At 53.8% G+C, this 22,715-nt stretch carries 22 protein-coding genes and 1 tRNA gene; 3 read left to right on the forward strand and 20 right to left on the reverse strand.

What is annotated here, in order from left to right:
- Position 1: 1 nt before the first annotated feature.
- The 6 genes from JZM60_RS13765 to rimP are packed head-to-tail and all read right to left on the reverse strand — an operon-like array spanning position 2 to position 6,229.
- The gene (locus JZM60_RS13765; protein WP_207162998.1) at positions 2-952 is read right to left on the reverse strand and encodes a DHH family phosphoesterase; all 951 of its coding nucleotides are present in this window, start codon (positions 950-952) and stop codon (positions 2-4) included.
- Positions 945-1,301, reverse strand: coding sequence for a ribosome-binding factor A (locus tag JZM60_RS13770; RefSeq protein ID WP_207162999.1), 357 nt, complete (start codon positions 1,299-1,301; stop codon positions 945-947). The genes JZM60_RS13765 and JZM60_RS13770 overlap by 8 nt, the downstream gene beginning before the upstream one ends.
- A gap of 35 nt (positions 1,302-1,336) precedes the next feature.
- On the reverse strand, positions 1,337-3,967 hold the full coding sequence (infB, locus tag JZM60_RS13775; RefSeq protein ID WP_207163000.1) for a translation initiation factor IF-2: 2,631 nt from the start codon (positions 3,965-3,967) through the stop codon (positions 1,337-1,339).
- Positions 3,945-4,562, reverse strand: a complete 618-nt coding sequence (locus JZM60_RS13780) for a DUF448 domain-containing protein (RefSeq protein ID WP_207163001.1) — start codon at positions 4,560-4,562, stop codon at positions 3,945-3,947. The genes infB and JZM60_RS13780 overlap by 23 nt, the downstream gene beginning before the upstream one ends.
- A gap of 6 nt (positions 4,563-4,568) precedes the next feature.
- The gene (nusA, locus tag JZM60_RS13785; protein WP_207163002.1) at positions 4,569-5,714 is read right to left on the reverse strand and encodes a transcription termination factor NusA; all 1,146 of its coding nucleotides are present in this window, start codon (positions 5,712-5,714) and stop codon (positions 4,569-4,571) included.
- A gap of 35 nt (positions 5,715-5,749) precedes the next feature.
- Positions 5,750-6,229, reverse strand: coding sequence for a ribosome maturation factor RimP (gene rimP, locus JZM60_RS13790; protein ID WP_207163003.1), 480 nt, complete (start codon positions 6,227-6,229; stop codon positions 5,750-5,752).
- Positions 6,230-6,452: 223 nt separating this feature from the next.
- Here rimP and bioB point away from each other — a divergent pair, with 223 nt between their 5' ends.
- On the forward strand, positions 6,453-7,442 hold the full coding sequence (gene bioB, locus JZM60_RS13795) for a biotin synthase BioB (RefSeq protein ID WP_207163004.1): 990 nt from the start codon (positions 6,453-6,455) through the stop codon (positions 7,440-7,442).
- Positions 7,435-8,160: a dethiobiotin synthase gene (bioD, locus tag JZM60_RS13800; RefSeq protein WP_207163005.1), complete on the forward strand. Its 726-nt coding sequence runs from the start codon at positions 7,435-7,437 to the stop codon at positions 8,158-8,160. The genes bioB and bioD overlap by 8 nt, the downstream gene beginning before the upstream one ends.
- A 101-nt stretch (positions 8,161-8,261) precedes the next feature.
- On the opposite strand, the gene JZM60_RS13805 is transcribed toward bioD, so the two are convergent.
- The 8 genes from JZM60_RS13805 to JZM60_RS13840 all read right to left on the reverse strand — a co-directional run bounded on the left by JZM60_RS13805 (position 8,262) and on the right by JZM60_RS13840 (position 16,118).
- Entirely contained in the window at positions 8,262-8,651 is a 390-nt protein-coding gene (locus JZM60_RS13805) for a hypothetical protein (protein ID WP_207163006.1), read from the reverse strand.
- A 227-nt stretch (positions 8,652-8,878) separates the two neighbouring features.
- Positions 8,879-11,521: an A-adding tRNA nucleotidyltransferase gene (locus JZM60_RS13810; RefSeq protein ID WP_207163007.1), complete on the reverse strand. Its 2,643-nt coding sequence runs from the start codon at positions 11,519-11,521 to the stop codon at positions 8,879-8,881.
- A 44-nt stretch (positions 11,522-11,565) separates the two neighbouring features.
- Entirely contained in the window at positions 11,566-12,435 is an 870-nt protein-coding gene (locus tag JZM60_RS13815) for a L,D-transpeptidase (protein ID WP_207163008.1), read from the reverse strand.
- 85 nt (positions 12,436-12,520) lie between these two features.
- Positions 12,521-13,483, reverse strand: coding sequence for a methylmalonyl Co-A mutase-associated GTPase MeaB (gene meaB, locus JZM60_RS13820; protein ID WP_207163009.1), 963 nt, complete (start codon positions 13,481-13,483; stop codon positions 12,521-12,523).
- The gene (locus tag JZM60_RS13825; protein WP_207163010.1) at positions 13,458-14,246 is read right to left on the reverse strand and encodes an enoyl-CoA hydratase/isomerase family protein; all 789 of its coding nucleotides are present in this window, start codon (positions 14,244-14,246) and stop codon (positions 13,458-13,460) included. The genes meaB and JZM60_RS13825 overlap by 26 nt, the downstream gene beginning before the upstream one ends.
- 10 nt (positions 14,247-14,256) lie before the next feature.
- Complete coding sequence (locus tag JZM60_RS13830; RefSeq protein WP_207163011.1) at positions 14,257-14,661, reverse strand: coenzyme B12-dependent isobutyryl CoA mutase small subunit; 405 nt, start codon at positions 14,659-14,661, stop codon at positions 14,257-14,259.
- Positions 14,662-14,671: 10 nt separating this feature from the next.
- Positions 14,672-15,202 (reverse strand): cob(I)yrinic acid a,c-diamide adenosyltransferase, encoded by a 531-nt coding sequence (gene cobO, locus JZM60_RS13835; protein WP_207163012.1) that lies wholly within the window; start codon positions 15,200-15,202, stop codon positions 14,672-14,674.
- A gap of 13 nt (positions 15,203-15,215) precedes the next feature.
- Positions 15,216-16,118 carry an enoyl-CoA hydratase/isomerase family protein gene (locus JZM60_RS13840; protein ID WP_241426265.1) on the reverse strand — a complete coding sequence of 301 codons (903 nt, stop codon included), beginning with the start codon at positions 16,116-16,118 and terminating at the stop codon, positions 15,216-15,218.
- Between the two features lie 79 nt (positions 16,119-16,197).
- Here JZM60_RS13840 and JZM60_RS13845 point away from each other — a divergent pair.
- Positions 16,198-16,272 (forward strand) — tRNA-Val (locus tag JZM60_RS13845).
- Between the two features lie 120 nt (positions 16,273-16,392).
- On the opposite strand, the gene JZM60_RS13850 is transcribed toward JZM60_RS13845, so the two are convergent.
- From JZM60_RS13850 to JZM60_RS13875, 6 genes are all read right to left on the reverse strand, one after another.
- Entirely contained in the window at positions 16,393-17,301 is a 909-nt protein-coding gene (locus tag JZM60_RS13850) for a putative 2-dehydropantoate 2-reductase (protein ID WP_207163013.1), read from the reverse strand.
- 187 nt (positions 17,302-17,488) lie between these two features.
- On the reverse strand, positions 17,489-18,595 hold the full coding sequence (locus JZM60_RS13855; RefSeq protein ID WP_241426266.1) for a nitroreductase: 1,107 nt from the start codon (positions 18,593-18,595) through the stop codon (positions 17,489-17,491).
- Entirely contained in the window at positions 18,550-19,425 is an 876-nt protein-coding gene (locus JZM60_RS13860) for a ThiF family adenylyltransferase (protein WP_207163014.1), read from the reverse strand. The genes JZM60_RS13855 and JZM60_RS13860 overlap by 46 nt, the downstream gene beginning before the upstream one ends.
- A gap of 63 nt (positions 19,426-19,488) precedes the next feature.
- Entirely contained in the window at positions 19,489-21,000 is a 1,512-nt protein-coding gene (locus JZM60_RS13865; RefSeq protein ID WP_207163015.1) for a TolC family protein, read from the reverse strand.
- Entirely contained in the window at positions 20,997-22,025 is a 1,029-nt protein-coding gene (locus JZM60_RS13870; RefSeq protein WP_207163016.1) for an HlyD family secretion protein, read from the reverse strand. Before JZM60_RS13870 ends, JZM60_RS13865 begins: the two co-directional genes overlap by 4 nt.
- Positions 22,022-22,714, reverse strand: coding sequence for an ABC transporter ATP-binding protein (locus JZM60_RS13875; protein WP_207163017.1), 693 nt, complete (start codon positions 22,712-22,714; stop codon positions 22,022-22,024). The genes JZM60_RS13870 and JZM60_RS13875 overlap by 4 nt, the downstream gene beginning before the upstream one ends.
- Between the last annotated feature and the right edge of the window lies 1 nt (position 22,715).

Below are 22,715 nucleotides of genomic sequence, written 5' to 3' on the forward strand. Positions count from 1 at the left end.
ATCAGAGAGTCTCTTCCAGGTGGGAGAACAGTTTGCCCTTGATTTCATCAAGTGAACCGCTCATGGTTGCGCCTGCGGCGTTGCGATGGCCGCCACCGCCGAAAGCGGCGGCTATGCTCGACACGTCGATTTTGCCCTTTGAGCGGAAACCGATCTTGAAGAGCCCGGGGTTAATCTCGCGGAAAAAAACGGAAACTTCAACTCCACGAATCGAGCGAGGATAATTTACGAAGCCATCTGTCAATTCGGCTGAGGCTCCGGTCTTTTCATACATGTCAAGAGTTACTGTAATTGAGGCGTAATCGCCGCGCGCCGAAACCGTCATTGTGGACAGGGCAAGGGCGAGAAGTTCCAGACGTTGCCGCGGTTGGCTCTCGTAGAGCTTCTCGGCAATATTCCATGTGTTGATTCCGGTGGAGACCAGTTCTCCCGCGATGGCGAACGCCTCCGGATTTGCATTGGAATAACGGAAAGATCCGGTGTCGGTAATAATAGCCGTATAAATGCAGAGAGCAGTGTCGTAATCGACGGCATCGCCTGCACCCTTTATGATGCGGTGTATGAGAACGCCAGTGGCCGCAGCCTTGGGATCAATATAATTGATGCAGCCGAAATAATCAGACGTCAAATGATGGTCTATGTTGATGAACTTCTTGATTCGGCGGCAATTTCCAATCTCTTTGCCGGCCCGGCGAAACTCACCCACATCCAGAACAAAACAGACATCGAAATCATTATCGGGAATGTCCTGCACTACTTCATCGGACATGGGCAGGAAGGTGTACAGGTCAGGGACCGGATCGCAAAAATGAATCGTCACATCCTTGCCCAATTTCCTGAGATACCCGGCAAGGGCAAGCGAGGACCCGACGGCATCACCGTCGGGGTTTTCATGGGTAGTAACCAGGAAGGTTCCGTTAGTGCGAATCTCCTCGATGATACCCTCAATCATTGTCACCTTCCCCAATTGAAATTTCTTTGAGAAGCTTGTCGATACGATTGCCGTATTCAATGGAATCATCGTATTTGAAGATGATCTCCGGGGCAAACCTTAGTCGGAGCTCTTTGCCGACTTCCTTGCGTATGAAGCCGACAGCGCTGTTCAGCCCCTGAGCCGTTGCCTTTCTTTCATCTTCGCCCCCCATAACCGTGTAAAAAATGGTCGCATGACGTATATCGTCGGTGACCTTGACGCCGGTTATGGTCATAAAGCCGATGCGGGGATCCTTAAGTCCCTTGACAATAAGGCTGGACACCAGTTCGTGAATAGCTTCTGAAACTTTATCGGAACGCTTGTACATTAGATCCTCAAGGTACGGCTGCAGTTCAGCAGAACCTAAAGTTTTGCCGCAATTTTTTCTATCTCGAAGTCCTCAATGATATCGCCGACCTTGATATCGTTGTAATTTTCAAGGCCGATACCGCATTCGTAAGAAGTGGCAACTTCTTTCACATCATCCTTGAAGCGGCGAAGCGAAGACATCTTACCTTCGTAGACAACAACGTTATCGCGCAGGAGACGAACCGAAGCATTACGGATCATCTTGCCGTCAAGCACATAACAGCCGGCAACGTTACCGATTTTCGGCACCGAGAAGACTTCCCTGACCTCTGCACGGCCAAGATATTTCTCGCGGAGAGTCGGCTCCAGCAAGCCTTCCATAGCTTTCTTAATATCTTCAACAGCATCGTAGATAATGTTGTACAGACGAAGATCCACACCTTCCTTATCGGCCAGTGCTGATGCCTTGGGCTCCGGACGAACGTTGAAGCCAAGGATAATGGCATTGGAAGCGGAAGCCAGGTTCACGTCGGTTTCGGTGATTGCACCGACTGATGAGTGGATTACATTGAGACGCACCGCATCGGTCGAAAGCTTGCGCAGGGATTCGGAAACAGCTTCGACGGAGCCCTGAACGTCGGCCTTGACAATGGCGTTGAGGTCTTTGACCTCGCCTTTCTGAATCTTGTCATAAAGCTGCTCCAGCGACATCTTGCTGTGTTTGGCAAGCTCAGTCTCACGAAGCTTCTGTTGGCGATAAGAAGCAATTTCCTTCGCCTTCTTCTCGTCGGGAAGGCTGATGAAAACGTCACCGGCATCGGGAACGCCCGTGAAACCGATAACTTCAACCGGCATGGAGGGGCCGGCTGCAAGCACCTTGTCGCCGCGATCGTTCAGCATCGCACGAACCCTGCCGAAGTGCACGCCGGCAACAAAGTAGTCGCCGATCTTGAGGGTACCTTCCTGAACCAGTACCGTGGCAACCGGTCCGCGACCACGGTCGAGTTTCGCTTCAACGATGGTGCCGCGGGCTTCCTTGTCCGGATTTGCTTTCAGGTCCATTACATCCGCCTGAAGGAGTATCATCTCCAGCAGATCGGGCAGATTGACTCTCTTCTTTGCTGAAACTTCAACAAAGATAGTGTCTCCTCCCCATTCTTCGGAAACAAGGCCGAACTCCATGAGTTCCTGTTTAACGCGTTCCGGTTTGGCTTCAGGTTTGTCAATCTTGTTAATGGCGACAATAATCGGGACGCCGGCCGCCTTTGAGTGGTTTATGGCTTCACGAGTCTGGGGCATGACGCCGTCATCGGCCGCAACAACGAGGATAACTATATCAGTCACCTTGGCACCACGGGCACGCATGGCGGTAAACGCCTCGTGACCAGGTGTGTCAAGGAAGGTAATTTTGCGACCGTTTAGTTCAACTGCATAGGCACCGATGTGCTGGGTAATACCCCCGGCCTCTCCGGCAATGACGTTGGTTTCCCGGATTGCATCGAGGAGGGACGTCTTCCCGTGGTCAACGTGGCCCATGATGGTAACAACTGACGGACGTTTTTTGAGGCTCTCCGGCTCATCGGGAGTAGATTCGAGAACTTCGTCCATATCAATGGCAACATTCTCGATCTCGTAGCTGAACTCGGCGGCAAGCAACGTAGCGGTATCCACGTCAAGAGGATGGTTTATGGTAACCATCATTCCCATCTTCATGAGAACGCGAATAAGGTCCGTGGCCTTCACGCCAATTCGCTTGGCAAGCTCACCAACAGTAATCGACTCGGATATCTTGATGATCCGCTTGATAGCCTTTGGAACTGTAATCTCGGTCTTGCGGCCGGAAGAAACCGTCTCACGCTCACGGCGCTTACCTTTGCCGGATTTGGGACCGGGTTCGAATATCCGCTCACGCTTCTCAAGAAGTTCGGCTTTTTTATAAGCTTCTTTCTTCTTTCCGCCGGCAGGGCTTTTCTTGGCGCCGGGGGCGCCTCCTGTCGAGGTTGCGGGCTCAGCGAACACCTTAGCCTTCTTCTTGCGGTCATCAACCGCAGGAGCAGCAGGTGGCGGAGTAACGACTCTCTCTTCAACTTTTTTCTTCGGGGGAATAACCACTTCACGCTTCTCGACCGGCCGGGGAGCCGGCTTGAGACCGGGAAGCTCAACGCGGCCCAGTATTCTGGCGCGGTTCATCGTAGGCTTATCCGCTTCGGTTGAAGCCGGTTTACGCACCTCTTGCACCGCAGGCGGCTCGGGCTCTTCAGCCTTAGGTTGTTCCACCTTAGGTTCCTCAGTCGCGGCCACCGCTTCAGGCTGAACGGGTTCTACGGGCGGCGCTTCAGGCTTCTCGGGAACTTCTTCCACCACCGGAGGTTCCGGTACAACTTCAACAGGAGTAGCGGGAGCAGGCTCGGGAACTTCCGCCGCTACAGACTCAATCACCTCGGCAGTCTGCGTAACCGCTTTCGGCCGACGCCGGATAACAGTCGTTGTCACCCGTACTTCGTCCTGCTGGGGCTGGATTCCCTTGGGCGGTTCGGAAGGAGCTGAAACCTTCTGTACGTCCTCCTCTTCGAGAACCGACAGGTGGCTCTTAACCTCTATACCGACGCTCTTGAGCCGAGCAATCAGCTCCTTATTCTCAATACCCATCTTTTTAGCAAGTTCATACACGTGGGTCTTGCTCATCAACCGCACCCCCATCAAGGAAATTTCCGTATTTCTGCAACTCTTTTACAAGCGGGTCGACAAACCCTCCTGCCTCAATTGCCACCACGCTACGCAGTCCCTTACCCAGAAGCCCGCCAATCCGGTCCTTGTCGAGGATCCGAAAGCAGGGAATCCCTTCCCGCATAGCTAAATTTGCCACTTTCTCGCCGATTTCAGAGGAGACGTCATCTGCCAGAATTGCAAGGCCGATCTTTTTTCCCTTGCGAATCGATTCAATCACCATGTCGCTGCCGGAGACAATCTTCCCCGCCTTGTTAGCCAAGGCAAGGTATGAGGCAATGCGATCTTCGAGCCTGGCGACAATCTTGTCCACAAGCTCCCTTGGCGCCGCGCCTTTCACTTCATTCTTGAAGGTTCTGGCAAACTGCTTCCGTGAAGCGGCCTTCTCTACACAACTGCGGCTGAAGCAGGTATAAGCCCCCCGCCCCGGCAACTTTTCCAGCAGGTCAGGGACCACCGTCCCTTCCGGGTCAAGAACATAACGGAGAAGCTCTCCCTTTCCCTTCTCCTGACGGCAGCCGATACAGGTTCTCTGGGGCTCGCTCCGTGCCATGAACTCCTACTCTTCGCCCTGCTCCACAGAATCCGCAGCAGTCTCTTCGGCCGGCTCCTCAGTTATCTCTTCAGCGGCGCCATCATAGGAGGAAAATTCAAGGAGCTCTGCCTCGGCGGCACGGGTTTCACTTTTTATGTCAATCCGCCAACCGGTGAGCTTTGCGGCAAGCCTGACATTCTGCCCTTTTTTGCCGATGGCAAGTGAAAGCTGGTCATCGGCAACGATGATTTCCAGTGCCCTGCCATCCTCATCGATATAAACCTTGGAAACCGCTGCTGGTTGAAGAGCGTTGCACGCAAAACGGGCCGGATCCTCAGACCAGGGAATAATATCGATTTTCTCTCCACGCAGTTCGGACACGACGTTTTGTACCCGTGAACCACGCATCCCTACGCAGGCTCCAACTGGATCAACGTCAGAATCATGGGAGTAGACCGCAATTTTCGCCCGGCTACCCGGCTCACGCACTACAGACTTTATCTCTACAATTCCCTCGGAAATTTCAGGGACTTCTGCCTCAAAAAGTTTGGCGAGTACCGTCGGGTGTGTCCGGGAGAGCATAATCTGCGGACCCTTGGGAGTCATCCTGATATCCATGATGAGCGCCTTGATACGGTCGCCCTGGCGATAAACCTCACGCGGAGCCTGTTCCTTATTGGACAGGAGCGCCTCGGCCCGCCCCAGGTCAACAACGAGGTCGCCCTTCTCAAAACGGCGCACAACACCGTTTATCAGTTCGCCGATCCGGTCCTTGAATTCATTGAAGATGGTTTCCCGTTCAGCCTCCCTGACTTTCTGGATAATGACCTGCTTTGCCGTCTGGGCCGCAATTCGCGTGAATCCGCTTGCGTCCATCTTCATTCCCAGGGAGTCGCCGACCTCGACGTCAGGGTCAATTTCACGGGCTTCTTCAAGGTCTATTTCCTTGTATGAGTCCATTACCTCATCAACGACCGTTACGAACTCGAAAAGCTCAACTTCCCCGACCTCAGTATTGTAATGGGCCTCCAGGTCGCGAGTATTGCGATATTTCTTGTTCGCAGCAGACAGCACTGCCTGCTCAAGGGCCTCGACGACAACATCACGGTCTATTCCCTTTTCCTTAACGATCTGGTCAATAATGTGCTTCAGGTTGAAGGTCGTTTCCACGTCCGTCTCTCCTTGGTACTACAGTACTATGTGTTTTAGAATTCAAATTCAAGATTGGCTTTGGCAATTTTGTCAAAGGGAATCCGTGCGATTTGCCCCTCGCGAAGATTCAGAATCACCACTCCATCCACAAGCCCACCCAGGTCGCCGAGAAAAGTCTTGCGCGGATTCCCGGCCTCATCTGCAACAAGCTCGAAGGTCTTGACCTTAACAAGCCGTCCCCGGTAACGCTCGTAGTCTGATTCCTTTTTGAGGGGACGATTCAATCCGGGAGACGATACCTCAAGGGTATAGTTCTCGCTGATAAAATCCTCCACATCGAGAATCTCGGATAATTCACGACTCACAAGAGCACAATCGTCCAGAGTTATGCCACCGTCCCTGTCGACAAAAAGCCGAAGGACCATGTGACGGCCCTCTCTTTTATATTCAATGTCAACAAGTTCCATCCCCTGGGGGGTAAGAAGATTTTCCGCCAATGCGGAAACCCTGTCGACAACTTCGTCCATAGCCATTCTTCAACAAACCTCACAAAATAAAAAAAGTGAGCTGGAGGAGCTCACTTCGCGTGAACGGAAACTTCTATCCTACTACCAGAGGCACAGCCAAATTGCAAGCATATATTTTGTTGTTTTCATGGTTTCGGCAAATTCCCACGCCGCCTGTTAACCGATACGCAACGCATGGTTGACAAGTATCAAGCTGCTGTGATACTTCAAACTCAGGAGGATAGCTTTAATGAATTCAAACATCGAAACTCTGACAAACAGGATAATTAACGGAGAGAGGCTTTCCGAAGATGAGGCCATTGCCCTCTCCATTTCCTCAGGAACCGATTTATTTGCTCTTTTTCTGGCTGCAAGCCGCATCAAGGAGCACTTTCTCGGCAATGGAATAGATTTATGCTCCATCATCAATGCAAAATCAGGACGCTGCCCGGAAAACTGTGCCTTCTGCGCCCAGTCGGCCCACCACTCAACCAATGCTCCCGTCTACCCGCTCGTGGATGAGGAGCAGATTGTTGCCTGCGCTAAAGATGCCGAAGCCAACGGATCCCACTGCTACGGAATTATCACAAGCGGCACCACAATCAATAAAGGCGAAGAACTTGACCGGATCTGCCGCGCATTGCGCAGGATCAGGGAAACTACCTCCATAGCCCCTTCATGCTCACTTGGAATTATTGATTTCGAGACGGCTGTCGCCTTAAAGGAAGCCGGTGCAGAAACGTATCACCACAATCTTGAAACAGCGCGAAGCTTTTTTCCGGAGATCTGCACTACCCATGACTATGAAGATGATGTCGAAACGGTGCGGGTTGCAAAACGGGCGGGGCTCACCGTCTGTTGCGGAGGAATATTCGGTCTGGGAGAGACTGTTGAACAGCGGATCGAACTTGCAATGACTCTGCGGGAACTGGACGTTGACTCGGTCCCCATAAATTTTCTCAACCCCATAGCGGGAACCCGTCTTGCCGACTCTGACTTGATCGCTCCCCTTGAATGCCTGAAAACCATAGCTCTGTTCAGGCTCATTCTGCCGGCCAAGAAAATTGCCATTTGCGGAGGGCGTGAGCGTAATCTGCGGGATTTGCAATCGTGGATTTTTTTTGCAGGAGCAAGCGGAACTATGATAGGTAACTATCTGACCACTACAGGCCGCCCGGCCGAAGAGGATTGGAAAATGCTGCAAGACCTGGAACTGTCCGTAAGAGGCTGCTGTGACTAGAGCGATTTTTATAACAGGCACCGATACCAATGTGGGTAAAACTATAGTCACCGCGACTCTGGCACGTGTGCTGCGCAATCAAGGTGTAAATGTAGGGATCATGAAGCCGGTAACCAGCGGTTGCGTCGAACGTGACGGCACCCTGGTATCGGAGGATGCCGAACTGCTCGCCCGGGCAGCCGGAGTGAACATCGAAGAAGACAGTGTTCCCTACCGGCTTCGTGAACCAATTGCCCCTTCGGTTGCCGCTGAAAGGGAAAACGTCCGTATAAGCTTCCAGGTCATCACTGAAGCGTTTGAGAACCTTCTGTCAAACCATGACTTCGTGCTGGTCGAGGGGGCCGGAGGCCTTATGGTTCCCCTTTCGGGGGGACTCATGGTGGCAGATCTGGTGCTTGCCATGAAGATTCCGCTTCTGGTGGTTGCACGCCCGAATCTCGGAACAATCAACCATACGGTGCTTACCTGTTTTGCTGCCAAGCAACTCGGTATCGATGTACGTGGCACAATCATCAACTCCTTCCCCGTCCAGCCCGGTCCGTCGGAGAGTTATGTGCCGCACCTTATGGACACGTTGTCAGGGGTGCCGCTGCTCGGTGTCTTCCCAAAGGTGGAATCTTCAGACCAACATGCTATCGTTGAAGCACTGGCCAGCCGCCTCGCCACTGAACCGACCACAAAAATCATGCTGCGTGAGATCGGAATTGGAACCCGCTGACCCAAGCGGAGTAGAATCATCAAGGCCGTACTCGGCCTGACAGCAAAAAAGGGGAGTGGCCAGCGACCACCCCCCTTTTTTATAAACAAAGTAAACAACAGCTAGAATTTACCGCGAATAACCTCTGCTGTCAGGATAACCTCTCTTTCTCCCTTCAGACCGGCAGGAACATATTCAGGAATAATAGTCGGTACAGCAAGCTGCACCTTTCCGTCCTGCACTTCGGCAAAAGCCCTTGAGGTTCTGGCCACACCATATGCCGTCCCGGCAAGAACACCGCCTGCGGCTCCATAACCTATATAGTCAAGGTGATCACCGGGCTTGTCGGTAAAGACAAGAAGTGCCGCTCCAACCAGTCCGCCAACCAATCCCCCGTAGAAGGCATCGCGGAAAACGCCTTCAAACGTATCATCCGCCATACACGGAGTACACCAGACCGTAATAAGAATAAGGGTGATTCCAACCAGAATTCTGCGCTGCGCTGTCTTCATTGTCGACCCCTTTGTCAAAATAACGATCGGATAGAATATAAGCAAAAACCGGTCCGGCATCAACAGGTAAAAATAAAAGTCATAACATACCGTAGTTGCTTCATTTTAAAATATCGTGCTTGGACATGTCACCGTAGGATGACGGATTGTGTTTATAAAAATTGCGGAAGTAACACATTTTGTCGTGTCAAAATTCCGTACCAGGCAGCATGTTCGGCAAGGTTAAGCTACTTCCTGGCGAGCTCTTGCCGGGCAAGCAGCAATTCGTCCGCATGAGTCGATACTTCACCGTTAAGTCGAGCTTTAAGTACTACGTCGAGAACTTCCCGGTAGCGGGGACCCGGAGGGAGCCCCATGGATTTGAGATCGTCTCCGGTCACAGAGCAGGAGACACCTCTAAGTTGTGTCACGTAAAGGGATATGAACTTCCTGACGTCTTCGCGACGGGTTTTGGCCATGATATAAAGCAGGACTTCCAGGGATAGGCTGCGTAGCCAGAAAAAGATATCGCTGCGCCTTACCGTATTTTCCCTGGCAGCTTTTTGTTCCATCACTTTCAGAACCTGTTCTCCATGGACCCGCATATCGATCAGCCTCTCCCGGTAATGCTCCGAGACCGAGAGCCGCGTACAAGTTTCCCAGAAGGAATCGTCGCTGACAAGTGACGTCAGGGCAAGGAAATAGACTACCCAGGTTTCGACGTTATCCTGCTGATAGAGGAGTTCAAACCAGGTTACAACTTTTTTCACCTCGTCCAGAATCCTGATGTTTTCAGAATCAAGCACCAGGTCCGGATGTATGAAACGAAGTAATCCTAGGCTCTCCATCCTCAAAATAGCCCTGACCGGCTCACGCTCCCGGAGAATTATGATAAGTTCGTTAAGGAGGCGCCTTCCGCCGAGTTTGTCGAGAAACCCCATTTTGACGGCATTCCGGATCAGGTTTTCCGTATGCCGAGCAATCTGAAAATTAAGGCGCTGTTCGAAGCGTACCGCCCGGAATACCCTCGTTGGATCTTCCACAAAGGAGAGATTGTGCAGGACCCGGATTGTCTTGTCCTTCAGATCGCGGCAAGCACCGAAATAGTCGATGAGAAGCCCGAAATTTTGCGGATTGAGCCGCACAGCCAGGGTATTGACGGTAAAATCGCGCCGGTAGAGATCCATCTTGAGCGAAGAACGCTCCACGGTGGGCAGGGCGCCGGGGGTTTCGTAGTATTCAAGACGGGTGCTCGCCACATCAATTTTGGCTTTATCAGGGAAAACAATGACGGCCGTGCCGAATTTGGCGTGACTTTTTATGCGGCAACCGTGACGATTGGCGAAAGTTTCGGCGAACAGTATGCCGTCACCCTCCACCGATATATCGATGTCGTCGTTTTTACCACCAAGAAGAAGATCCCGAGCAAAACCTCCTATGGCATAGACCGGAAGCTCAAGTTCATCCCCTACCCTTCCCAGATCACGGAGAATATCCACCACGCGGCGCGACAGATGCTTGTTCATCAGGTGAACCACCTCGCGGCGGCGCACCGGCGGAGTCTCGCGGCCGAGGTCGTAGACAGCTTCGGAGCCTCCTTGAGGGCCCGCATACATGTACCGCAACAGATCGGTCCGCGTAATGACACCGACAAGTTCCTGCCCCGAAAAAACCGGCACAAGCCGGCGATGTTGCCCAACGATGTAATTCTGGATAACGTTCAGTGGAGTATCGGGTTCCGCCCGCATGAACTCCGTATGCATGTATTCATCAACCCGCAGGGAGCCGAGCCCATGATACAAAGCCTTCTCCACAATTCTGAGCGAGATGATCCCGATCATCATCCTCTCATCCATCACCGGCATTGAATTCACATTGTAGCGGGTCAGGAGCTCGCGGGCTTCGGCAATGGTCGTCCCCGCCGACAACGTCTTCACCGGCGACGACATGAGATCGCTTGCAGTGCGTTTCGGATTTATCCTATCGGGGAAAAGCTGCTGTAACCTCCCCATAACCTGGATTACCGTTTGATCTCGTACCGTTGCAGAAGCAGCGGTGGCATGGCCTCCACCCCCGATTTCGCGAAGGATTGCCCCGACGTCAACCTCTGGAATTCGGCTCCTGGCAACAATATAGACACGCTCCCCCATGCCGACGACTATGAAAAGCGCCTCCAGGTTTTCCATGTCCCGCAGCATGTGGGCCAGAACCGCAATATCCCCCACATAGTAATCTAGCGAAGCGTGGGCAATGGATATATCGACTCCGTTAACGCTTACCGTTTGCAGTGACTGCAGCAGGTCGTTGAGGAGCGACACTTGTTCTGCCGTCAGTTCCTGGGAGACAAACTCGGAGACGACATTTAGATTTGCCCCGTTGGAGAGAAGCCACGAAGCTGCGGCATAATCATCGGTGGTAGTGGAAGGGAAGGTAAGATTTCCGGTATCCTCATAGATGCCGAGCATCATCGTGGTGGCCTCGACCGGGTTCACCCCGATTCCCCGCTCCATGAGAATTTTGGCCAGAATGGCGGTAGTAGAGCCACATTCGCGGATCTCTCCGCCACTTCGGGAGATATCCCCCGCTGACTCCGGATGATGATCGTAGATATGCACCTCTACATCCGGACGCTTCAATACTTCAGCCAGGCGACCGATGCGCGACGAGTGGCGGCAGTCCACAAGGATAAGGCGTGATATCCGGGAAAGGTCAATGTCCTTCAGGCGGGTTAAGGCAGGCATGTAGCCGGTGGTCTTGAGGAAGAAATCCCTGATGCTCTTTTCCTGGGACCCGGGGAAAACCATCAATGCATCGGGATAGAGCTTCTTGGCGGCAACCATGGCCCCGAGGCAATCGAAATCGGCATTCACGTGGGTAGTGATGACGTCCATGGTAGAAAGTGTGCCGCATCAGCGGTAAAAGTAAAGTAGAAGGATTAGCGTGATGCCGCTGTGGGCGGTTTGAGAGAAGCCGTGTAGTAAACCGGATTTGCACCGGCCACTTCCACCATCGGGCCGCTTTCGAGCAGTTCCAGGTCGCCGCTGTCCTCGCCATATTCCGACTCACCGACTGCCCAGTCATACAGCTTTTTCGAATCAAACAGGACCGGCTTCGCAGGAATGCCGTACATGCGGTTCTGCATCGTCTCATCAAACAGCCCGACGCAACCGTGAGAAGCAGGCTTGCCCGGAAGATCCCGGGCATGGATCCAGTAAGACACGTTATCAGAGCCAATATGGAAACGCATGGCGAAATCCATGGGGTACTGCGCCGACATGTCGTCGGTCTGATACAGGGACGATGTATGGGTACGGTGGCGGGCATCGATCCGGAAAAGCCCCGTTGGAGTCTCATGCCCCGTCTTTCCGGTGGCCGCGGGCATGGAGAACTTGAGCTTCCCGTTCTCGTAAGCCCCAATCCACTGCTCGGTGAGGCTGATGAGGATATAGCGGCTGTAGCGCTTTGCCGGTGCATACTCCAGCGGCAACGGCGTATATTTGCGCGCTTCGGCCATATTCACGGGCACCTTGATGGTCATGCCCGGATAGGTGTGGCGTCTGTCGATCCTGTTGAAACGGGCAACAGTAACCCAATCGTTGCCGAAAAGAGACTCAAGACTCTCATGGGGCTTAATGAAGTGGGGTTCCCAGGCAATCTGACGGAGGCTGGGATAATCGATCCGGGAAAGATCTTCCTTGGCGCCGTCTGCGGGAGAAGCCCCCGGATCAGCAGTTGATCCGGGCTTGTTGATAACTATTGCGCTGAAGATGATGAGTGCGAAGATATATGCCAGCTTGCGAATCATACTCTACCGGTCCTGCGGACAAAAGTAATGGGGCCAAGGCCCCATGTGTAAGTTAATTAGAACGTAGCACTATTCGTTGATACGGTCAAGAACTGGTAGTCTGAGCTCCGGCAAAACGTTCTGCGATCACCGTTTCCACAGCGCTGTACGGATCGGTGCGACGAGCCGACATTTCGTCGACAATCTCCCTGAAGCGCCCGTTTATGCGGATATGCCCGTAGACTTCGGTAAACAGCCTCTCCCGCAGCAAATCAATGAACTGCTGCGCACACCGTTCCTTCATAAGGAGCTCAAGCGCTCCCGAATCAACGAGATAAGAGCGGTGGGCCTCAATCTCGGCCACCATCTCATCAAGCCCCCGGTTGCGGCTGGCCTCGGTAAGAAGCACTTTGGGCTGCCACTCGCCGGCTTTTATCTGTTTCATCTCCAGCATTGCCGCAAGCTCACGGGCAGTGCGGTCGGCCCCATCCCGATCGGCCTTGTTGACCACGAACAAATCACCAATCTCAAGAATTCCGGCTTTTATGGCCTGGATATCATCCCCCAGACCCGGCACGGAAACAACTACCGTCGTATGGGCCATTCGTACTATGTCGATTTCATCCTGACCGACGCCAACAGTCTCGATGATAACGACATCCATGCCCATGGCATCCATGACGTTGACCACGTCGCCGGTGGAACGGGAAAGTCCCCCCATGTGGCCCCTGGTGGCAAGGCTCCGGATAAATACGCCCGGGTCCTCCGCATGGCGGTTCATCCTGATCCGGTCGCCAAGGATTGCCCCCCCGGTGAAGGGGCTTGTGGGATCTATGGCCACAACCCCCACCCTCTTCCCCTGCCGGCGGTAGGCAGCGGTAAGCTGGTCAACCAGGGTAGATTTACCGGCTCCCGGAGGGCCGGTGATGCCGAGAATGAACGCACGGCCCGTGTTGGGATAGAGGAGCTTCATCTCTCCGGCGGCACTGCGCAACCCATCGTCCAGATCACGCATCAGACGGGCCGCAGCGCGCAGATCGCCGTCAAGTATTCTCTGTGCCAAAGACATTCTTCGTTCCTTCCAGAAAATCAGTCATTCGCCCGCGTTCGGCCGACGTGGCGAACAGATATGCATAGGATGCTGCTTCAAGGGCGCAGCCCGTTTTCAGATCGCAATCTTCCGAAGTATTAATGGCCTTCTTTGCCATGGCAAGGGCCGACGGAGACGCCGCAGCTATCCTCTCGGCAAGGGATACTACACGCTCCCAGAACTCGTCGGCAGGGCAAAACCGGTCGATGAGCCCCATGCGAAGCGCATCGGCAGCTCCGTAGGAAGCAGAGGTCATGAAGATCTCCCGCGCAAAATTCCTTCGAACCAAACGCGGCAGTTTCTGAGTGCCGCAGAAACCGGTTATAATTCCCAGTTTTGCGCCGGGATGGGCAATGAGAAGTGCATCGCTCGCAACCCGCAGATCACAGGAAAGGGCAAGGTCGCATCCTCCCCCCATGGTAATGCCGTTCAAGGCTCCAATGACCGGTTTCGGGCACGACTCTATGGCGTCGAACAGTGACTGCCCCAACTCGGCAAAGGAAAAGCCGTCAACAGGACCGAACTCCGCCATTTGGGAGATATCGGCGCCGACGGCAAAGGACTCGCCCGGATACCCGGTAATGACCATGCAGACAACTTCTGGATGTTGACACAACTCGGCAACCGCCCGTTTCAGCTCCTTCAACATGGTAACGCTAAGCTTGTTGAAACGCTGGCCGCTCCCCATAAGGATATAGCCGACACGGTTTTTAACATCAATGCTCAGTTTTTTGTAAGGCATGACGAAACCACTACGCCCGCGGCGCAACATTCTCCCGAACCCACAGGACAATCTGTTCAGTGGAAGTGCCCGGCGTGAAAACTTCACTGACGCCCGCTGCCTTCAGACCGGGAATATCATCATCGGGAATGACGCCGCCGCCAAAAACGACGATGTCGTCGGCATTCTTTTCCTTGAGAATCTGGCATACCCGCGGCAAGAGCGCATTGTGGGCACCGGAGAGGATCGACAGCCCGACTGCATCGACATCCTCCTGGATGGCTGCCGCAACGATCTGCTCAGGCGTCTGATGGAGCCCGGTGTAAATAACCTCGAAGCCGGCATCGCGAAAAGCCCGAGCTATAATCTTGGCCCCCCGGTCATGGCCGTCGAGCCCCGGCTTACCCACAAGAATACGCAGTGTTCTTTCAGTCATGACTCTCTCCTTACTTTTCGATTCCGACTCGCGCGGGGATACCGGCACGGTAGTAATGTTTTATCTCTCGCATTTCCGTCACAAGATCGGCCGCAGCAATGATACGCTCATCGGCGCTTCGGCCGGTGAGAACAAGTTCAACGCAGCTGGGTTTTTGCGCCATCAGTTCGAGGACATCTTCGGCATTGAGCAGACCGAAGGAAACCGCGCCATTCACTTCATCCAGGATGACCAGATCATATTCGCCCCCGGTTAACGCCGCCCGTGCGGTTTCAAGTGCCGCACCGGCAAGACGGACATCTTCCGGGTCGGGGTTCTCGCGATTCACCCAACCGGGCCTTCCAGTCTGGACGATGGTAAAGTCAGAGGAGAAGCGCTCGGCAGCTGCATGTTCTCCATAGGGACCGCCACCCTTCATAAACTGCACCATGAAGACCCGCAGGCCCCGTCCTAAGGCACGGAATGCCAGGCCCAGGGCAGCCGTAGTCTTCCCCTTGCCGTTGCCCGTATAAACCTGGATGCACCCGTGATCGAGCTTCATCGTCCGCAATGTCCTATCGTCCCGTAAAGCGGGGTTTACGCTTTTCGATGAATGCGTTCATACCTTCCTTCTGGTCATGGGTTGCGAAACAAAGAGCAAAAGCATCCCGCTCCATGAGACAGGCCGTGGCGAGGTCAATGCCGGACCCGGCATCAATAATCTCTTTTGCCACGCGCAAAGAAAGAACTCCGCGATTGCAGATTGTCTTGACTATCTGGATGGCCTCGTCCAGGAGTTTGTCTGCGGGGAAAACCCTGTTTACGAGACCAAGGTCGTACGCTTTCCCAGCTGAAACCTGCTCACCGGTAAAGATCATTTCTTTGGCCCGGGACTTGCCGATGAGACGCGGCAGGCGCTGAGTACCGCCAAATCCCGGCATAATGCCGAGAAGAATTTCCGGAGCAGCAAAGACCGCCGACTCAGCGGCAACAATAAGGTCACAGGCCAAGGCCAGCTCAAGGCCGCCACCGAGGGCATGACCGTTTACGGCAGCCACGACAGGCTTCCCTACCTTCTCGACGGCAAACATCAGCTTCTGTCCCAACTCCGCCAATGAAGCAGCTTCAGCAGGAGTCATGCGCGCCATCTCGGAAATATCGGCCCCGGCGCAAAAGCTTTTCCCTTCTCCGGTCAGCACAACACCCTTTACCCGCTCATCATCCTTAAGCGAGGCAAATACAGAGAGCAGGCCGGAAACCAGATCTCGATTCAATACGTTGCGCGACTCCGGTCTGGCAAGAGAAACAACAGCTATCACATCATCATGTTTAACTGTAACCAGCTTAGGACTCAAGACCGTCTCCTGTTTTAGTACCGTTAAAATCTGTAGCGAAGAACTATAACAACAGCGCTGATTAACTGTCAAGGTGTATTCATGAAAATATAACACCCTTTTACTGTCACTGAAATCGGGCAATGATGTCCCATCCCCGACACGGCAAATTCCACCCTTGACAGGGAACGCTCGTTTTGCTATTTAAACCACCTGCATTTCAGGGCGATTAGCTCAGCGGGAGAGCACTGCCTTCACACGGCAGGGGTCACTGGTTCGAACCCAGTATCGCCCACCAGAAATAATAAGGGGTTAGCTATCCGGCTAACCCTTTCCTGTTTCACTATCACCTGCCTGCCAACTTCATCAGCCCCTGCCAATCGTTATATTGCGTCTCAAACATAACAGAACCTGTAACTCAAAGGGTTGCCTGCTTCAGCAACGTCTCCAGCATTCCGACCCTCGTCATATTGATACCTTTCTGCATGCCGTAAGCAAGAGGCGTTGTAAAAATTGCTCCAATCTCCAGGGGGCGCCCCTCTTCGCGGTCGATCTGCATGGACGGCCGATACTCCCCCATCGCATCGGTAAATTCGAGCATGCTGTCAGCAAAACTTTCGGGGATAGGACTGAGAAGTCCCTGGACATTTGCGGCCGCTATTACTTCCAGCATGAGTTCCCGTACAAGGGTCCTGGTTGCTTCATGCGCAAGGAGCGATGTGACCGGTTGGAGCAAAAGTGCACACAGTCCATTGAACGGTATGTTCCAGACCAGCTTTTCCCAACGGGCCCGCTTTAAATCATCAATAGCCCGGCAATCCACTCCGGCCTTCCGGAACATGTCCGATAGCTGTTCAACCCGCCCATTGTCGCAACGCAAATATTCGCCAAGAATAATCCGGCCCGCCCCAAGATGATGGACCTCGCCCGGTTCTCCACGGTTTGAACAGAGAAAAGCTACCCCGCCGATAATACGCTCGGCGCCGAAGAGGTCAGCCAAAGCTTCTTCGTTCCCCAGACCGTTCTGCAGGGTCAGGATCTGAGTCCGCTCTCCCAGCAGGGGGCGGACAAGGTCTTCAAATCTGTCGTTGGCAAAGGATTTGAGCCCCACAAGCACCAGATCCACGGGACCGATCTCTTGCGGTTCGCGGTAACCCTTAACATGGGGCAGGTAGAAATCGCCATTTACGGAAAACACCTTGAGACCGTTTCCGGATATGGCTTCGAAATCCCGACGGAGCAGAAACCTGACCTCCATGCCGGAACGCTGCAAAAGCGCACCGTAATAGAGTCCCAACGCCCCCGCGCCGACAACTGCAATTTTCATGCATATGCTCCTAAGACCGTCATTTATGTTCGTGCTTACCTCTTTGAAAACAGGAACGCAGTCCGGACGTCATCCGTATTGAATGCGGATGCGGCCACGTCAATCTGCGAAATGTACCACACCACAGGTCGCGAAGGGAGTGTTTCTTTGCGGCGGATTAGACCAATCGGGAAGATGGGTTCTGAAACTACTGTTCGATGGTTATAAGTTCAGCAACGGGAATACGCAAAGAACGGGCGCCTGGGGGAAGGCTCTTCCCGATTCGGAACATTATGGCGATGGTTTCGGACGTCACCCCGAACCGGGCGGCAATCTTCCGGCGTGCCTCCGAAATGAGTTCAATATGAGGTGCTGTCAGGCCGGAAGTATCACCTTCAAGCACTTTCTGCATAAGAAAAGTGATACCGGTTGTAAGCTGAACACTCAGCCCGATGCGGGCAGCCTCAAGCCATATCCGCTCAAGAATGCGACCGGCATTGACATAGTCGGCCGCACCGGCTCCCGGAATAAGAATAAGGCCAAGGGCAGAAGAAGAGAGGGCCAGCTTCCTGGCATTTCCGGCCACAATCCGCGAGATGCCGAAAGAATTCAAGAACCTTACGAGGGGCCAGCGCTTCAGGAGCGGGAATGCCAGCGCATCAGGGGGGGCGAGATCGAGTGTCTTTATGTCGAGACCGTCGCGTGTCTGGCGCGCTTCGTCATCACTCCAGCGAATATGGTCGAAGAGGAAAGAGTGGAGGTTTTCGTTTTCGAAAACAAGTCGATCGTTAAGGGCGGCAATCCCGGCCAGAAATGCTTTCTCATCGTCATTACCCGTCAAAATGAGGCGACCGTCATACCCTTCGCAAGCAGAGGCAATGGCTCTGCGCTCGACATCGGTCAAAGGAGAACCGTCATACCGCCTCCGGTTGGTGCACCGGACCTTGACGGCATCGTGCAGGGGGTTGGCCTGGATGGCCCCGGGGCGGAAAAGAACCGTGGCAACAAGTTCCGGTTCAGAAACATCGGGAAACAATGTTACGTCGATGGTATAGCCACGGGTTGAAGCCACGATGGCCAGATTCTCAAGCAAGGCGCCATGGGCCACCAGAGAGGCACGCTGACGGTGGTTGAAAAGCGAGGTATCGCGTCCGGGCAGATCAATTATCCGGACAGTATCCCCTGTGACTTCAAAACGCCATGGCTGGCAATTATCGCCGGATGGCGCACGAACCGCCTCTTCCAGAATCTCGCGAAGATCCATAATCGTCATCCCTTTGCCAGCGCTGATTTTACCTTCTTGAGGATGATCCATCGTTTCAGTCGTTGCAGCGGATTTCTCCCGCCGAATAGCACCCTCCCCTTATGGAATTTCCCGAGGAGGAGGTCCATCTGAACATAGGCCGGCACCGGTTCCACCTCACCTTTTCCCGTCAGAATTTTTACAGCCTCCGTTGCAACAAAAGAAGCGGCAAGGGTACACGAAGGGGAAACCGCCGGACCGCTCTTGGCGGCAAAATTGACGCGAGAGAGGTCCATATACCGGATATGGAAGGGCCGCGGCGCGAGACCGACTGCGAATGCGGCAACCTTCTCTTCATAGGTCATTGCATCCTCGATTCCGAAGTATTCATCAAAACTCATGCCGGTGGGAGCAAATATCTGGACAGTGGAACCGAAGCCGAGCGGCGCAGCCGTCACAGCGTATATACCTTTTCCCCTGCTTTTGACAAAAAGGAGACGGCGGGCCTCGAACTCGAAAAAATCAATTCCGTCCACAAAAAGGTCTGCACCTTCGAGAAAAGTATCCACATTAGATTCGTCAATACCCTCTTTAAAAACAGTAACCTGGGCTGCCGGATTGATATCCTTCACCATTTCCGCCAAAACCTCGGCCTTGTTCCGGTTGAAGGTACTGCGGGCTGCACCGAACTGCCGGCTTACGTTCACAGCTTCGAAGGTATCGGGGTCGGCAAGGGTAAAAGCACCGATCCCGAGCCGGGCAAGGGTGAGGACATGCAACCCGCCAACCCCACCCGCGCCGGCCACCGCCACGCGGGAGGAAAGGAGACGGCGTTGTTCGTCTTCGGTCAGCAGGCCTATGTTGCGACGGAAATCTTCACCAATAAGCCGCTCAATGTCCATACTCAACCTTTCAAACATTTAATATACACAAATACGAATAGTTACAGAAGACACTTCCAGTATCTAGTGAAGAAGTTTTTCGAGCACATCTTCATCTTCGCCACCCTGCCACGGCAGCGCCGATGGCGCCGGATCATCCGGGGAATGCGTTAAGAAAGACGTCGATGATTTCATCGCCGGCTTTCCCATTGCCAGCACAAGAGTCCTTAATTGTGAAGAACGGGAAGCAACGGCGGGAATATAGAGGGACTTGGTTTCAAACCATTCCGGAAGTGCACCCGAGCCTGCGAGTTCAAGGGAAGCCACTGCGGAGTTCAGATCGTTGGCAACGGCTAGGTATTCATTGAATTCTCTAAGCAAATGAGATTCTGCCTCTATTACCTCTGCAAGTTTAACAGTTCCTTCAGCATGGCGTTCAGCCATCTGCCCGGCAATATATTCAACAGATCTTACCCGTTTCTCGTGGGCGCCAAGACCCTGTTCAAGCTCGCGCACCCGGCGCCAGGCACGTTCCACCTCCAATGAAGTGGACAAAACGCTTTCTTCATGGTCGTACTGAAGTTTCTGCTTGCGGGCAGCCTTTTGACGAACTTCGGCGGCGGTTTTCCCCCACTCGAAGATGGGCCAGTCAAGGTTTGCGGTGAAGAGCCACATATCGTCCCGCGTGATATTCGTTTCCCTCTGCCGCATATAACTCCCCTGCACCGAAACCTGAGGGTAGTAGGAGCTCCTGGCGATTGAAATATCTTCCTCAGCCCCCTTGATGCGAGTTCCGGCAACCTTCAAGTCCTTGGCATTCGCAACTGCATGACTTTTAACTTCTTCGAGAGAAACAACCAGGGCAACGGCACCCGGCATTCCGTGCAGTTGAAGATCGTCCTGGTCCGTATAATTGATTAGCCGCTTCAAGTCAGAGAGTGCGAGCTGCTCACGATTTACCCCCCTGGTTATTTCAAGTTCTGCAAACGCCACGTCGGCATCCTGGCGCAACACATCTTCACGGGGAACATATCCTTCAAGATTGAGTTCGGTCAGAACTCGCAGGCGTTCTTTCTTGGCTTCCGCCGCTTTTTCCGCAATCTCTCGCTGAAGCCGTGCATTCAGGGCATCATAAAATCCCTGTTTTACCTTGAAAATGAGCTTTTCCCGCTTGCTCTCCTCCTGGAGCGCAGCTTCCGCACTCTCGGCCTTTGCCTTACGAAAACCGTGGATCAAACGTCCGCCGGTGAATATCGGCTGATCCACGGATAACCCCAATGAATAAAAATCCTGATCATTCGTGGTGATATCCACATCTTCAGAGGGGAGATTTGCCCCGAAAGTGTTTTTGTCGATGATAAGTCTTCCGGGACGATCAACAAGTGTATAAAAGGCCCGCATCCTGACAGAAGGGAGAAGAGCGGCGCGGGCGGCAGGGACGGACTCGGCCGTTGCGGCCGACTCCATTTCTGCGGACTTTAACGACCGATTCTCTTTGAGTGCCCGAGCAATGCACTCATCAAGGGATAGTGACACGGCGGACGCGTCACAGACCGTTGCGAGAATCAGTGCTGATGCGAGGAAAATAGTCTTCATTTAGTGAATTTCACCGTCACTGTCATGCCATTCTGAAGCCCGGAGAAATCATCCAGATTGATATGAATTTTCTGCGTGTTGATGTCGAAGGAGGCCATCGGGTCAAAGTTCTTCAAGGCCCGCTTCCGCACTACGGAGAACACACGAGTAACCCTGCCGCGGTAGATCTTGCCGGGATAGGCGTCAACCGTCACCTCAACGGGATCCCCCTCTGAAACCTTGCCGACGTCGGACTCCTCGATCTCTGCCCGGATGCGTGTTTTAGCGGGGTCTACAAGTCTCAGGATCGGCGTACCTATATCGACAGCCTCACCCGGTTCCCTGAGCCGTTCGGCCACAATCCCGTCTATGGGAGATGTGATGGCGTAGTCTCGGAGCAAGCTGCGATAGTACTCGCCATCGGCCGTACTTTGCGCCACCGCTGCTCTTGCGCGTTCAACCTTCTCCTTGCGCTCACCCTTAAAAAGCTTTTCGAGGTTAGCCCGTGCTTCGCGCAATTCCTCCCGGGCCACTTTAAGCTCCTCTTCGGCACGGTTTCGCTCCAGAAGGGTAACGGCATCCTTGCGGTAGAGACGCTCCTGCCGCTGGAACCGGTCCTCCGCAAATCGGCAAACATCCTCGGCACGCTGCGTGCGCGCACGTGCAGACTCAACGTCCTCGGACCGGGACCCCGCCTCAAGTTCACTGAGCTCGGCCCGGGCTTCCCTCTTGCGAGCCTCGGCCTCTTGTATCTTTGCCTCGACTGTTCCGCTGTCCAGAGAAACCAGAAGCTGCCCCCGCCTGACCTGTTCCCCTTCCCGCACGCCGATCTTTACGATGGACCCGGCAACGCGGCTGCCGATTTCGGCCTCATCGGCACTTTCAACCATCCCTTTTGCGGTGAGGAACGAGGATGAAGGGCTATCTGCACGGCGGTTCGGCCCCTCTTCCCTCTTCGACACGAGCATCGGTCCCAAGACGGCAAGCACAATGGCCGCCAGGGCAAGCGCCCCGATAACAATAATTCCAGTGCGGTTGCCTTTCATGACTCTTTAAACCTCTGCGTAACAATTCTGCCGTCTTCCATGATAAGAGTCCGGTCGAAGACCTCCTCAATCCGATTGTCATGGGTAGCTACGACGACGCATTTGCGGCGGTCGGTAGCGAGTTTTCTGATAATCTCCATTACGTTCCTTCCGTTCTCCTGGTCCAGGTTGCCGGTTGGCTCATCGGCCAGTATGATGGGAGCATCTGAAGCAAGCGCCCGTGCGACCGCAACCCGCTGCTTCTGTCCGCCGGACAAATCACGGGGCAAAAAGTCAAGCCGGTGCCCCAATCCCACTTCACCCAGAAAGAAGTCGGCCCGCTCATCGGCAGCCTCGCCGATAATACCTTTGAGCTTCAACGCCAAGAGAACATTCTCCCGGGCAGTCAGGGCTGGAAACAGGTTAAATCCTTGAAAGATAAAAGAAATATACTGCCTCCTAACGGCGGGCAGTTCATGTTCACCCATGGTGCTTGTCTCTTGGCCGTAGATGCTGATTGAGCCGGCAGTGGGCCTGAGGATGCAGCCAAGGATAGACAACAACGTTGTTTTCCCGCTCCCGGAAGGGCCAAAAAGCCCGACGATTTCCCCTTCGCGAAACTCAAGGTCAACTCCGGCAACAGCCGTGACCTCGACGCTCCCTTCCGCGTAAACTTTGGAAAGCCCTTTCGTAACGATCGGCAATGACACC

The sequence above is a fragment of the Geobacter benzoatilyticus genome (assembly GCF_017338855.1).
Classification (GTDB): Bacteria; Desulfobacterota; Desulfuromonadia; order Geobacterales; family Geobacteraceae; genus Geobacter; species Geobacter benzoatilyticus.

Bases quoted from the DNA above. Each gene is read 5' to 3' on its own strand.
- JZM60_RS13805 (WP_207163006.1), bottom strand. From the start codon at position 8,651: ATGAAGACAGCGCAGCGCAGAATTCTGGTTGGAATCACCCTTATTCTT.
- JZM60_RS13765 (WP_207162998.1), bottom strand. From the start codon at position 952: ATGATTGAGGGTATCATCGAGGAGATTCGCACTAACGGAACCTTCCTG.
- cobO (WP_207163012.1), bottom strand. From the start codon at position 15,202: ATGAAGCTCGATCACGGGTGCATCCAGGTTTATACGGGCAACGGCAAG.
- JZM60_RS13860 (WP_207163014.1), bottom strand. From the start codon at position 19,425: ATGGACATTGAGCGGCTTATTGGTGAAGATTTCCGTCGCAACATAGGC.
- JZM60_RS13830 (WP_207163011.1), bottom strand. From the start codon at position 14,661: ATGACTGAAAGAACACTGCGTATTCTTGTGGGTAAGCCGGGGCTCGAC.
- JZM60_RS13780 (WP_207163001.1), bottom strand. From the start codon at position 4,562: ATGGCACGGAGCGAGCCCCAGAGAACCTGTATCGGCTGCCGTCAGGAG.
- infB (WP_207163000.1), bottom strand. From the start codon at position 3,967: ATGAGCAAGACCCACGTGTATGAACTTGCTAAAAAGATGGGTATTGAG.
- JZM60_RS13815 (WP_207163008.1), bottom strand. From the start codon at position 12,435: ATGATTCGCAAGCTGGCATATATCTTCGCACTCATCATCTTCAGCGCA.
- meaB (WP_207163009.1), bottom strand. From the start codon at position 13,483: ATGTCTTTGGCACAGAGAATACTTGACGGCGATCTGCGCGCTGCGGCC.
- JZM60_RS13825 (WP_207163010.1), bottom strand. From the start codon at position 14,246: ATGCCTTACAAAAAACTGAGCATTGATGTTAAAAACCGTGTCGGCTAT.
- JZM60_RS13870 (WP_207163016.1), bottom strand. From the start codon at position 22,025: ATGAAAGGCAACCGCACTGGAATTATTGTTATCGGGGCGCTTGCCCTG.
- bioB (WP_207163004.1), top strand. From the start codon at position 6,453: ATGAATTCAAACATCGAAACTCTGACAAACAGGATAATTAACGGAGAG.
- JZM60_RS13770 (WP_207162999.1), bottom strand. From the start codon at position 1,301: ATGTACAAGCGTTCCGATAAAGTTTCAGAAGCTATTCACGAACTGGTG.
- JZM60_RS13855 (WP_241426266.1), bottom strand. From the start codon at position 18,595: ATGGATCATCCTCAAGAAGGTAAAATCAGCGCTGGCAAAGGGATGACG.
- JZM60_RS13850 (WP_207163013.1), bottom strand. From the start codon at position 17,301: ATGAAAATTGCAGTTGTCGGCGCGGGGGCGTTGGGACTCTATTACGGT.
- JZM60_RS13810 (WP_207163007.1), bottom strand. From the start codon at position 11,521: ATGGACGTCATCACTACCCACGTGAATGCCGATTTCGATTGCCTCGGG.
- JZM60_RS13865 (WP_207163015.1), bottom strand. From the start codon at position 21,000: ATGAAGACTATTTTCCTCGCATCAGCACTGATTCTCGCAACGGTCTGT.
- rimP (WP_207163003.1), bottom strand. From the start codon at position 6,229: ATGGCTATGGACGAAGTTGTCGACAGGGTTTCCGCATTGGCGGAAAAT.